This window comes from Rummeliibacillus sp. BSL5, from assembly GCF_052928305.1.
Map to the genome: position 1 here is coordinate 36,703 of NZ_JAVGCV010000007.1, position 11,980 is coordinate 48,682.

Sequence of the window (11,980 nt, forward strand, 5' to 3'; positions counted from 1 at the left end):
CTTTCAAAACTCAGTAATTTAGAGAGCAAGAAAATGAAGCCTTGCTTACTAAATGAATAGATATTGGTAATAATTCTATCAAAAAACCAAGTATGTTACATTAGAAGAAACACTATTCACTAGGAGTTACATATGAATTCAATCGAACCTTCAGCCATTCACTTTAAACATATAGAGTACGAAACAGGAGGACAGCATATCTTATGTAATATTACAGGTTCTATTTCAGCAGGTAAGATTACGGCGCTTGTAGGACCTTCAGGGGCAGGAAAAACGACTTTGCTTCGGCTTTGCAACGGATTAATCTCCCCTACAGCTGGTGAAATTTTTATCGATCAAACGCCTATAGCTTCAATAGATCCGATTTCACTACGACGACGTGCGGGCATGGCGCTTCAATCTGCACCCATGCTGAACGGCACAGTTTTTGAAAATTTAGCTTTGCCAAGGCAGCTGCAAAATCGGTCATTAGATAAAAAGGAAGCGATTAAATTATTAGATGATGTAGGATTAAAACCCGAAAACTTGAAGAAATCTATTCGCGAGTTATCCGGTGGCCAGCGACAGCGCGTATCGCTTGCACGTACATTAGTGAACCGTCCGAACATTCTTCTATTGGATGAGATTACCTCTGCGCTTGATCCTTCTTCTATTAAGGAAGTAGAAACATTAATCAAAAGGTTGAATGAAAAGGACCAAACGACGATTATTTGGATTACACATAATTTAGAACAGGCCGTCAGAATGGGACATTATGCATGGGTGATGGCAGAGGGAAAACTAATAGAAGCAGGAGAAAGCTCTCTGCTAAAGAATCCAAATGAAGAAATCACCAAACGGTTTATTAAGGGGGAGTTGGTATGAGTTACGGTACACTCTCGCTTACACTCGTCTTTGTCTTAATCCCGCTACTACTATCTAAAACACTTCATCTTCAGTTAGAAAAAGATGTTTTAATCGCTACCGTTCGATCCATTATTCAATTGCTTGCTGTCGGGTATTTCTTGAAATTCATCTTCGAATCAGACCATCTTGTTTATATCCTATTCATGGTTGCATTGATGATTGGTGTCGCTACAGGCAATGCCAGAAAAAAAGGCAGCAAAATAAAAGGCATCACATGGAAGATTGCCTTGACGCTTACAGCTATTGAGATATTAGTGCAATCTATATTGCTTGGATTTCACATTGTGCCGCCAACAGCGCAATATATTATACCGATTAGCGGGATGGCAATCGGCAACTCGATGGTGCTATCGATTCTCTTTTTAAATCGGTTTCAGGCTGAAGTCGATGCCCATCATGATCAAACCGAGCTTATCCTGACACTTGGCGGAACGCCGCGGCAAGCCATTCATACACAATTGACCAGAGCTATAAAAGCAAGCATGATACCGACAATCGAAAGCCAAAAGACGATTGGTTTAGTCCAACTACCCGGCATGATGAGCGGTCAAATTATTGCTGGCGCAGACCCTGTACAAGCCGTTCAGTTTCAGCTTCTAATTCTCTTTATACTTCTTACTACTGCAGCGATTTCGAGCATTCTTCTCGGCTTTCTATCATACCCCTCCTTATTTAATGAGCGGATGCAGTTGTTGAAAGAGAAAGAGTAATAGAATTTAGGCAAATAAAAAAACGTTTTTCCTATTCCATGTAGGGAAAACGTTTTTCTGTCATAATATTAAATTTGTACCTCAATACTAAGTTACTTATATTATTGTGCAATTGCAACTTGTTTTCTTAAAAAGCAACATAATTCGACACAAAAGAGCCTAATCATTCTATATAAAACTCTTCTGTCCGAACACATTTATCATAAACCCCTCCTAGCTTTTCAACAACTTTTTTGCTTAAAAAGAAAATAAGAAATGAATATAAAAACGTTACTCCGGGACACCAGTGCGCTAATTGATTGAAACTTTCCTAAAATTATTTTTTTCATTTAACTTTGAACAGAATGACTTTTTCGTTAAATATGATATAATTGAAAAAAATAAAATATTCACAACAAGGGGAAGTAGCATATGTCACTTAAAGATTTTTTCATCGCATTGTCTGAAAACCAGTTTTTAAACAACAATGCGAAAAAATATGGTCTTAAAATGGGAGCTGCGAGTGTTGTAGCTGGCACGAATATCAATGAAATGATTAAAAGCATTAAAGAGTTAAACTCACATGGCATTTCGTGCACAATCGATAACTTGGGGGAGTTTGTTCACGATAAAGCTGAAGCTACAGCTGCAAAGAATCAAATCTTAGCTGTAATTGAAGCGGTTCACGAAACAGGGGTAGATGCGCATATCAGTTTAAAACCTTCTCAACTAGGTTTAGATATTGATTATGATTTCTGCTATGAAAATTTGAAAGAAATTGTCGAATTAGCAGACCGCTATGATATCTTTGTTAACTTCGATATGGAAAACTATGCACGCCTACAACCGTCATTTGACTTGCTTGAGGAATTATCACGCGAGCATGATAATATCGGAACTGTTATTCAAGCATACTTTTTCCGTGCAAAAGAAGATATCGAGAAATATAAAAACTATCGCCTTCGCATCGTAAAAGGCGCTTATAAAGAGCCGAGCGAAGTAGCTTACCAAACTAAAGAAGAAATCGACCGCAATTATATTGAGCTGTTAGAGTACCATTTATTAAATGGCAAATTCACATCAATTGCAACGCATGACCATAATGTCATTAACCATATGAAACAATTTATCGCGGCCCACAACATTCCAAAGGAAAAGTATGAATTCCAAATGCTGTATGGCTTCCGTCGTGATATGCAACTTGAGCTTGCAAAAGAAGGCTATAACTTCTGCACGTACGTACCATTCGGCCAAGATTGGTACGGGTACTTTATGCGCCGTTTAGCTGAGCGTCCACAGAACTTAGAGTTAGTTGTTAAACAAGTGTTCAACAAAAAGACAAACACATTAATCGGCTTGACTGCTGCAGGGTTTGCCCTTGGTCGTTTAACAAAACGCCGCAAGTAATATATTAAAATAGATAAAGCGGATTCATATTTATATGAATCCGCTTTATCTTATTTATTCCACCCTTTTTCTTTAAAACGGGCAATGGCTTCAATTCTGTTGCTGACTTCTAATTTATCTAGGATTGTGGAAATATAATTTCGTACAGTACCCGGGGAGAGAAAAAGTTCAGCGGCAATTTCTTTCGTTGTCTTCCCTTTCGCGACAAGTTCTAACACTTCACTTTCGCGATCGGTTAAAGGATTTTCGATTTCTTCCTCATATACGATATCGATTAGTTCTGGTGCGAATATCCGTCTTCCATCCATAATGACTCGTATTGCATTAACTAATTCCTCAATTGGGCTGTCTTTTAATAAATAACCCCTCACACCTGCTTTTCGTGCACGCTCAAAGTATCCTGGCCGTGCAAACGTCGTCAGGATGATCACTTTGCAATCTTTATCTTTTAGTTCTTCGGCAGCATCGAGCCCTGTCTTCTCAGGCATTTCGATATCCATAATGACAATATCAGGTTGAAACTCTTCTACTAGTGTTAAGGCATCTAAGCCATTATAGCCTACCCCTACTACTTCCATATCTGCTTCCATATTAATTAAAGACTTGAGCGCGCCCAGCAGCATTCCCTGGTCTTCTGCTATAACAATTTTAATCACTTTGCATCCTCCTCTTTGACCGAAGGCATTTTATGTCCATTATACTAGCAAATAATTGAAAAGCCATTCCATTTGACTGGAACAGCTTTTTGTGGAATTTTTCTTTATAAATAGTGCGGCACTTTTCTTTTATATTTTTGTGTACGCACTCTTTTTTTAACATCTTTAAACGTCACAAAGCTTTTTTGCGATGTATCATACAATTTATAGCGTAGTGATTCTAGGCTTGTTTTTAGCGTGACCGTAGTAGCACGTTGCAAAGGCGGTGTTTGCTGGTGCGCATCTGCTAAATGATAATTTGGTATGCGCGGTGCTAAATGATGAACATGATGGAAGCCAATATTACCTGTTACCCATTGCAGAACAATCGGCAATTCATAATAAGAACTTCCCTCCACTGCCGCTTTTACATAATCCCATTCTGATTCATTTTCAAAATAAGAATCCTCGAAGGTATGCTGAATGAAAAAGAGCCAAATACCTAGCGCACCCGCTACAAACATGGTCGTCCCATGGATAATCAAAACGGAGGGGATATTTGTCAGCAATGCGAGGCCAACAAGCAATGCAGCAAGTCCCAAGTTTGTCGCGTATGTGTTTAGGCGTTCTTTTTTCCTTGCATCTTTACGATTGAAGCGATTGGATACCAATACTAGATAAAGAGGCCCTAAACCAAACATCACAATTGGCTGGCGATACGCTCTATAGCAGAAACGGCGCCATGGTGTAGCGCTAATATATTCCTCAACTGTCATAACCCAAATATCGCCAATTCCCCGCTTATCCAAGTTTGAGCTTGAAGCATGATGAATCATGTGCTCTCTCTTCCACTTTTCGTACGGAAAAGATGTAAGCACCCCTGTCACAAACCCCACATAGTCATTTGCTTTCTTGTTTTTGAAAAAAGAACCGTGTGTACAATCATGGAAAATAATGAACGTTCGCACTACAAAACCTGCGGCAACAATGCTTAGAAGGATTGCACCCATCACTGTATATGGCAAAATCAAATAGGCGATCACCCAAAGAATTAACATCGGCACAATGGTATTAATTATTTGATAAATACTTTTTTTCATTTCTGATTGCGCAAATGGCATCACTGCTTTTCTTAATTGTTTCGTTTTTTCGCGATCTGTCAAAAACTCCACCCCCAGCTTTTTAATCTCTTGATATTATTTTAAGCGAGGTAGAGTCATCTCCATAGACATAGATGTCATAAGGATAATATGACACTTATCATGTTTGGCCTTCTAATAAACTATTGACTGTCTATTTCATTTGCCGGATACATAAAGTATAATATTTTATACATGAAGCAGCATAATTCATTACGATTTTATGAAAAGATCTGATAGGGAGGGCTTTTTTTATGGAATTACTTCTAAACCAAAAGCAAGAACTAAAGCTTTTAATGACATCTCAACTCCGCCAATCGATTGAACTGCTACAATACTCAACAACAGATTTAGAACAATTCATACGGGAACAAGAGCTAGAGAACCCATTGATTGAATTGCATGATTCTCCCCCTTCTCCCCAAATTGAAAGGATTTCTTCTGAGTGGGCGATAAAACCTGCGGGCATGCCTCAGGAGATGATCAAGGCTCGTGAGGAAAATGGAAGAGATCAATTAATACAAATTGTTAATGTAACTTATAAAGAAAAGACAACAAAAAACCTTTTAAAATATATTATTCATAACCTTAATGATTTCGGCTATCTAGAGATAGATGAACAGAACTGCCCCTACACAGATGTGGATCTCTCCCATGGGATTTGCCTTTTACAGCAAATCGGTCCAACAGGTGTTGGCGCTCGTACAATTGAAGAATGCTTAACCCTTCAGTGTAACGAACGGTTTCCTCATCATTATTTATTAAAAGAGGCAATCAAAACATGCTTGCCCTTAATTGCGGAGAAAAAGTGGAAAGAAATGGCCAAAAAGCTGAATTGTTCTGTAGAGGAAGTCGCTTATATAAATAACTGCATCTTATCTTTCAATCCTAAACCATGTTTATTAAAACAAGACAGAACCGAATTTGCACAGCCAGATATCATTGTGATTGAGGAAAGAGGCGGATTTTCATTCTTTTTGAACGATCGCTATTTGCCGTCAGTTACATTGAATGAACAAAACTTACATATTCCAACCAGCAATGGCGTAGAAAAACAGTATATAAAAGAGCAGTACAAAAACTATCAATGGCTTGTCAACAGCATCGAACAGCGCAGGCAAACGATTATCAAGATTATGCATGTCCTATTAGAAAAACAACCAGCCTTTATCAGGAACGGTTTATCAGAGCTACTTCCTTTAACATTAAAGGAAGTAGCCAAGGAAATCGGTATGCATGAATCAACTGTTAGCCGGGCGACATCCAACAAGTATATCCAAACACCAGCTGGCCTATTTGAATTAAAGTCATTATTCTCCTCGAAGGTGGAGAGTGCTAACGGGCATCAATTCTCACAAGAAAAGGTGAAGGCCCTTTTAAAACAATTTATAGGAACTGAAAACAAGAAAAAACCCTTCTCAGACCAAAAAATTGCTGAGTATTTCAACACGGAGTATGCAATCCAGATTGCCAGAAGAACGATCAGCAAATACCGCGATGAGCTCAATATTCCATCGGCCAGCATGCGAAAACAGTGGATTTAATAGTTTCGTAGAACATCAGATAGACACTATGATAAGAGGTGGATGCATAAAGATGGAAACAGTATTCGGTGACTTACCTACGCTCGAAACAGATCGTCTCCTACTTAGAAAAATCGAATTGGAAGATAAAGAAGATATATATGCCTACACTTCAAATGAAGAGGTCTCAAAATACGTGACATGGCATACACATAAGTCACTAGCTGATACGAGTGGATTTATTGAATTTGTGCTCGCCCAATATCGAGTAAAAAAAATTGCGCCATGGGGTATCGAGTATAAAGAAAATGGAAAGCTGATCGGCACTATTGATTTCGTATTGTGGCAGCCAAATTATCATGTTGCTGAGATTGGATATTGCCTGTCTCAGGACTATTGGGGAATGGGCATTGTAACAGAAGCTGCAAAAGAAGTGATAAAATACGGCTTTACTCACATGGATTTAGTCCGCATTCAAGCAAGATGCATGGCAGAAAATATTGGATCCGCACGAGTGATGGAGAAAATCGGTATGTCCTTTGAAGGAGTTATGCGAAAAGCCATGTACACCAAGGGTTTCCAGCGAGATATCAAAATGTACTCTATCTTGGATGAAGAGTTTTTTGCTTCCCCATAATCAAAAAGGGATTGGATTTTAATCCAATCTCTTTATTGTGTCTATGAGTTTTCTTTTTGTCTCGGCTAATTTATTTTCTGCTTCAATGTCAGTATCGCCATATTCAGTAAAAAATTCCGCAAAGTTTTGTCCTTTATACCGCGGAACCACGTGCATATGAAAATGTGTGAGTTCATCAAAAGCCCCACCATTTTGGCAGACCGTAATTCCTTCTGGATTAAACAACTTTTTTATAGCTTTCGTCATTATTCCTGATGCTTTCATTAACGATTTTGCCGTATGTTCGTCAAATTCATCAAAGTATTGTATATGTCTTTTCGGCAATATCAGGACATGTCCCTCATTATACGGTATGTGGTCTAAAATACAACAAACATAATCGTCTTCGAATACTACATGGACAGCTTCTTCTTTATTTGCTAATTTACAACCTAAACACTCCATTTAATACCCCTCCCCTTTGTATCTCATTATATACCCGTTTTCTAAATTTTGTAATAATTTAAAAATATATAATAAAAGGGCAGTCAGCATTAGCCAACTGCCCCACCCTGGGTTTAGAGCAATCATTAAATTCTACGTGTTCAAAAAGTAACTGTTATTTGCTTTATAAGGGAATTGCCTTACATACTCACCTCTGACAATAAGCCTTTGGGTACCATCTGCGTTGCATGTGACAAGTGTAATAAGTCGTTTTTGACCGATATCTTGAATCACATCAACCTGAGCGGGCTGTACATAAGACATATCTTCTATTCGATATTCATATATCTCTTGAAAATCCGTTAGATACACCTTCATGCCCTTCTTAGCTTTAGTCAACGGGCTAAATAGTGTCTTTCCATCGTTCATATTGTGGGCAGCGAGGGCATAATTCCCCTCTCCCATTTCTTGCTCTTTTTTCATCGTACCTGCTCCGACTGTCAAATTGGCATTCGAGATGCCATAAACAATAGGTAGCTGAAGCTTTACTTTAGGAATGTGGATGGCGCCGATCGCATGAATATTTTTTTTCTTAGTCCTTGCATCTAAAACATCCCGAAGTGTTACATTCTTCACTTGGGCAAAATCAAACGAAGAATGCCTATCTTCTTTTTCAGTTGGCTTACTTGCTTTTTGTATCGTCTCTTTTGACATCTGGCCAACTAAAAAGGTCATGATCGGTTTTTGAAAGCTTAACGCCAATCCAACAAGAAGCAATAAGGTTCCTGCAACCAATAATATTTTTCTAGTCATAGAAAACCTCTCTTTTCACAATTTCGCTTACTTGTTAAAGTCCAAAATTTTCCGCGCGGTATCTTGGCCATTTTGAATACAATTCCCTATTCCTACACCATAATATGAACAGCCAGCCAAATATACATTCGGATACTCCTCTTCCATTTGCTCTGTTAGAGATTGAACGATTTTCGCATGGTCCATACCATAGACAGGCATTAAATCTGTCCATTTAGTTACATTTGATACGACCGGTTTTCCTTCAATTTTAAGTGATTTTCTTATGTCTTTAAGTGCAACGTCAACCAATTGGGCATCATTCAATCCCTTTAATTGTTCAAATGCGGGGTTTGAGCTTTTATAAAACATCCGAATTAATAGATTCCCTGACTCTGAGGTATGTTTCCATTTTCGACTCGTCCATGTACAGGCATTACATAATACATCGGTGTTTTCAGATACAATATAGCCTGTGCCGTCTGCAGGCAATTGATCGTCTGGTATGTCAAAGCCTACATAGACAGCAATAATGGAGGCATTGCGAATTGAATTCAGTTCTGTTTGAATCTTTTCGTCGCGCAGTAATGCGCTCGCAGCCTGATGCGGTGTAGATAACACTATCGTATCTGCTTCTATGCTATCGCCATTATCAAATTCACATAAATAGCGATCTCCACTCTTCAAAATTGCCTTTGTCTCTACTCCCTTGACGATTTCAACATCTGTTAGGGTTTCTTCTAGCTTTTCAATAAGCTGCGATAGCCCTCGTTTAAAGGAGATAAACTTTTTCTCGGCGCTTTTTTGGAACTGCTCTCGGTTCTCTCCAAAACCTTTGATAATGCTACCGTACTGATTTTTGTAATCCAGTAAATAAGGAAGTGTTGAAGCCATGGTCAATTTATATAAATCACCTGAATAAACTCCTGACAGTACAGGTGCAATCTGCTTTTCTACAAGCTCTTTCCCTAAATAATATTCAAGGAACTCGCCGATCGAGCTATCCTTTGTAAATGGGTTTTCCGCTAAAACAAAATCCTTTAATGCATCTTGTTTACCCTTTTCAGAAATGAGGGTACTACTATTAAGTGAATCTATACTTGTCGGAATGCCAAATACACTATCTGCTGGTATGGCATGCAACGTGTTATGGCTATAAATGTAAGAAATACCTGTGCTGTTATAGACAAGTTCACTCTCTAAGCCTATATCTTGTACAAGTGGCAACACACTCTTATGGCGAGCAACGATTGAGTCAGCTCCTGTCTCCATAATAAATCCATGCTCGCGTACAGAATGCAATTTTCCGCCGAGATGGTTATTCTTTTCTACGAGAATAAGGCGGAGTGGCAAATTTTTTTCTACTTTCTGTTTTTGGAGTTCATGCATGGTACAAAGACCCGTGATGCCTCCACCGATTACAACAACTGTCTGCAAGTTGTCCATCTCCTTTTAGTTTGCTTGTTTCCTGCTAGGTGTTATCACCTTTATCCATGCTTTAGTATAAGCTTTCATAAAACTTGCTGCCATGATTTTGGTCACAGTTTAATTTTAAATGATGGAGTTATTAGTGAATGTGTCAGAAAAAAAAATAGTCAATTCGAAGGGTTATTAGTTGTAGAACTCTTTTATACATTTTATTCTTTTAATATACACTCCCGCTTTTCCACTTTAAATCAGTAACAGTACTTAGGGGCTTTCATATAACTTTTCACAAAATTAATACAGTTTTCTTCCAACTGAGAGGATGATATTTTTGGACTTACTGATGATTATTTTTGTCTTAATGGGCTGCTTACTTATCTCTAACATTATTAGCCACTACATACCCTCAATTCCTACAGCGCTCATACAAGTCGCTTTAGGTGTCATTGTAGCCCTTCTATTTAGCAATGTAACCTTAGAATTGAAGACAGAATGGTTTTTATTGTTATTCGTAGCTCCCCTACTTTACAATGACGGCCGTAATTTTCCAAGGGACCAGCTTTGGAATATGCGAATGCCTATCTTGGGCAATGCCATCGTCCTTGTACTAATCACCACAATAGCCGGCGGTTACTTTATCCATTGGTTAATACCTTCTATACCGCTTGCAGCCGCTTTTGCGCTTGCTGCTATTCTTTCGCCTACAGATCCTGTTGCTGTCAATGGGATTGCTAAAAGAATACAAATTCCGGAGAAAATTTTAAATGTAGTACGCGGCGAATCATTGATTAATGATGCTTCTGGCCTTGTTGCCTTCAATTATGCAGTAGCAGCTGTTGTTACTGGCTACTTCTCCATTAAAGAAGCGCTAATTGACTTCTCATACACTTTTTTAGTGGGCGCATTAATCGGTTTGGTTGTTGGCATCATTCTAACTCAAATTCGCTTTTCATTAAGACGTGCAGGGATTCGAGACGTTGTGTTCCATACGTTGCTCCAGCTGTTGACACCATTCCTTGTTTACCTGGCGGCAGAAGATTTGTTCCATGCTTCCGGTGTTATTGCCGTAGTTGTAGCAGGTATTACGCAAGCCCTCGTTAAAGATAAAACAGAAACAGTACTCGCTGAGGAGCAATTGCTTACTGAAAATACGTGGTCAATCGTGCTATTTATTTTAAATGGAATTGTCTTTTTACTGTTAGGATTAAACATTCCCTCCACAGTCGAAGCCTCCATTGAAAATGAGAGCATTAATAACTGGAAGCTAATAGGGTATGCCGTGGCAATAGGTACCGCTATATTAGTGATCCGTTTCATTTGGTCACACATAGGTGCTATCTATGAATACAAAAAAGGTAGAGATGAAGAAAAACCAACCTTAAAAACAAGCTTACTAAGCAGCCTGACAGGCGTGCGTGGTGCTGTCACAATGGCCGGTATCTTATCACTGCCGTTCTTTACAAAAAATGGGGAGCTCTTCCCTGAACGTTCGCTCCTTTTATTTCTAGCTTCCGCCGTCATTTTGTTTACACTGCTTGTGGCTACTGTTTTCCTTCCACTCCTCATTGATACCGAGGAAACAAAGGAAGAAAAAGCTGATTCATTAAGCTTCAATGAAGCCAAGCAGAAAATCTTGATGGCATCTATTAAACAGATCCATCGTGAGATAAACGATAAAAATCGGACAGCAGCTTATCAGTTAATTGGTGAATATCAGCAACTCTTCCGCCAGGCTCAGCTGGACGGCAATGCTGCTAAAACTGGAAATCCTGGATATCAGAGCGAAATTATGAAAATCCGCTTAAAAGCTTTATCTATCGAAGAGCAATACATTCAGGAGCTGCATAAAGGCAACCACCTGGATGAGGATATGTATATCGGATTCCAAACAGCTTTTATAGAGCGAAAAAGAGCCATCCACCAAAACATGCGGAAAGGCGTCTTATATATTCTTTATCGCGTTGTGCACGAATGGCGTATTACTCGTAAAAAGTATCGCTTGGACAAAGAGCAGTTCATTTCTTATATCAAAATGAGACAAGATGTGCGAAGAAATACTTATCAACAAGCGCTAATCTACCTGAAAGAACAAGCAGCAATTTCAAATGAACCAGATCTCTACTATATCGTTTCATTTGAATACGAAAGAGCCCTTAACCAGCTGAAAAAGCCAGTTACAATGGATACGAATAAACAAGAGGAAATCAAAGATGAACTTCGATCTGTAATTACTGAAACAGAAAGGGCCGAGGTTCACCATATGTACGAAATCGGTGAAATCAATCGGGAACAAGAACGGGAATTGCGCAGATTTATCAATTACATCGAAAGTGTTAATCTATATGAACAAGTAGAATAAGTGAATTGCTTATAAAAAGAAACGCAAGAGTGAATTCTCTTGCGT

The 11,980-nt window shown here is 38.7% G+C and carries 11 protein-coding genes; 6 read left to right on the forward strand and 5 right to left on the reverse strand.

Annotated features, from left to right (window positions below; all coding sequences use genetic code 11):
• Window positions 1-132: 132 nt before the first annotated feature.
• The 3 genes from RCJ93_RS14785 to RCJ93_RS14795 all read left to right on the forward strand — a co-directional run bounded on the left by RCJ93_RS14785 (window position 133) and on the right by RCJ93_RS14795 (window position 3,002).
• On the forward strand, window positions 133-864 hold the full coding sequence (locus RCJ93_RS14785; RefSeq protein WP_150285564.1) for an ABC transporter ATP-binding protein: 732 nt from the start codon (window positions 133-135) through the stop codon (window positions 862-864).
• Entirely contained in the window at window positions 861-1,616 is a 756-nt protein-coding gene (locus RCJ93_RS14790) for an ABC transporter permease (RefSeq protein WP_150285565.1), read from the forward strand. The genes RCJ93_RS14785 and RCJ93_RS14790 overlap by 4 nt, the downstream gene beginning before the upstream one ends.
• Window positions 1,617-2,027: 411 nt before the next feature.
• Window positions 2,028-3,002: a proline dehydrogenase family protein gene (locus tag RCJ93_RS14795; protein WP_066790140.1), complete on the forward strand. Its 975-nt coding sequence runs from the start codon at window positions 2,028-2,030 to the stop codon at window positions 3,000-3,002.
• Between the two features lie 50 nt (window positions 3,003-3,052).
• Here the strand turns inward: RCJ93_RS14795 and RCJ93_RS14800 are convergent, their stop codons facing one another.
• Window positions 3,053-3,658: a response regulator transcription factor gene (locus tag RCJ93_RS14800; protein ID WP_066790141.1), complete on the reverse strand. Its 606-nt coding sequence runs from the start codon at window positions 3,656-3,658 to the stop codon at window positions 3,053-3,055.
• A gap of 104 nt (window positions 3,659-3,762) precedes the next feature.
• Window positions 3,763-4,758 carry a fatty acid desaturase gene (locus RCJ93_RS14805; RefSeq protein WP_150285610.1) on the reverse strand — a complete coding sequence of 332 codons (996 nt, stop codon included), beginning with the start codon at window positions 4,756-4,758 and terminating at the stop codon, window positions 3,763-3,765.
• 272 nt (window positions 4,759-5,030) lie between these two features.
• On the opposite strand from RCJ93_RS14805, the gene rpoN reads away from it, so the two are divergent.
• Both rpoN and RCJ93_RS14815 read left to right on the forward strand, forming a co-directional pair.
• Complete coding sequence (gene rpoN, locus RCJ93_RS14810; protein WP_446739400.1) at window positions 5,031-6,320, forward strand: RNA polymerase factor sigma-54; 1,290 nt, start codon at window positions 5,031-5,033, stop codon at window positions 6,318-6,320.
• Window positions 6,321-6,366: 46 nt separating this feature from the next.
• A complete protein-coding gene (locus RCJ93_RS14815) occupies window positions 6,367-6,936 on the forward strand; it encodes a GNAT family N-acetyltransferase (RefSeq protein WP_446739435.1) in 570 nt (189 codons plus the stop codon).
• A gap of 18 nt (window positions 6,937-6,954) precedes the next feature.
• On the opposite strand, the gene RCJ93_RS14820 is transcribed toward RCJ93_RS14815, so the two are convergent.
• From RCJ93_RS14820 to RCJ93_RS14830, 3 genes are all read right to left on the reverse strand, one after another.
• Window positions 6,955-7,380 carry an HIT family protein gene (locus RCJ93_RS14820; RefSeq protein ID WP_446739401.1) on the reverse strand — a complete coding sequence of 142 codons (426 nt, stop codon included), beginning with the start codon at window positions 7,378-7,380 and terminating at the stop codon, window positions 6,955-6,957.
• Between the two features lie 132 nt (window positions 7,381-7,512).
• Window positions 7,513-8,172 (reverse strand): class A sortase, encoded by a 660-nt coding sequence (locus RCJ93_RS14825; RefSeq protein WP_446739402.1) that lies wholly within the window; start codon window positions 8,170-8,172, stop codon window positions 7,513-7,515.
• Between the two features lie 27 nt (window positions 8,173-8,199).
• A complete protein-coding gene (locus tag RCJ93_RS14830) occupies window positions 8,200-9,588 on the reverse strand; it encodes a protoporphyrinogen oxidase (protein WP_446739403.1) in 1,389 nt (462 codons plus the stop codon).
• Window positions 9,589-9,898: 310 nt separating this feature from the next.
• On the opposite strand from RCJ93_RS14830, the gene RCJ93_RS14835 reads away from it, so the two are divergent.
• The gene (locus RCJ93_RS14835; protein ID WP_370454700.1) at window positions 9,899-11,935 is read left to right on the forward strand and encodes a Na+/H+ antiporter; all 2,037 of its coding nucleotides are present in this window, start codon (window positions 9,899-9,901) and stop codon (window positions 11,933-11,935) included.
• Window positions 11,936-11,980 lie beyond the last annotated feature (45 nt).

Coding starts and splice junctions, on each gene's coding strand:
- RCJ93_RS14785 (WP_150285564.1), top strand. CDS start 133: ATGAATTCAATCGAACCTTCAGCCATTCACTTTAAACATATAGAGTAC.
- RCJ93_RS14790 (WP_150285565.1), top strand. CDS start 861: ATGAGTTACGGTACACTCTCGCTTACACTCGTCTTTGTCTTAATCCCG.
- RCJ93_RS14795 (WP_066790140.1), top strand. CDS start 2,028: ATGTCACTTAAAGATTTTTTCATCGCATTGTCTGAAAACCAGTTTTTA.
- RCJ93_RS14805 (WP_150285610.1), bottom strand. CDS start 4,758: ATGCCATTTGCGCAATCAGAAATGAAAAAAAGTATTTATCAAATAATT.
- rpoN (WP_446739400.1), top strand. CDS start 5,031: ATGGAATTACTTCTAAACCAAAAGCAAGAACTAAAGCTTTTAATGACA.
- RCJ93_RS14820 (WP_446739401.1), bottom strand. CDS start 7,380: ATGGAGTGTTTAGGTTGTAAATTAGCAAATAAAGAAGAAGCTGTCCAT.
- RCJ93_RS14825 (WP_446739402.1), bottom strand. CDS start 8,172: ATGACTAGAAAAATATTATTGGTTGCAGGAACCTTATTGCTTCTTGTT.
- RCJ93_RS14835 (WP_370454700.1), top strand. CDS start 9,899: ATGATATTTTTGGACTTACTGATGATTATTTTTGTCTTAATGGGCTGC.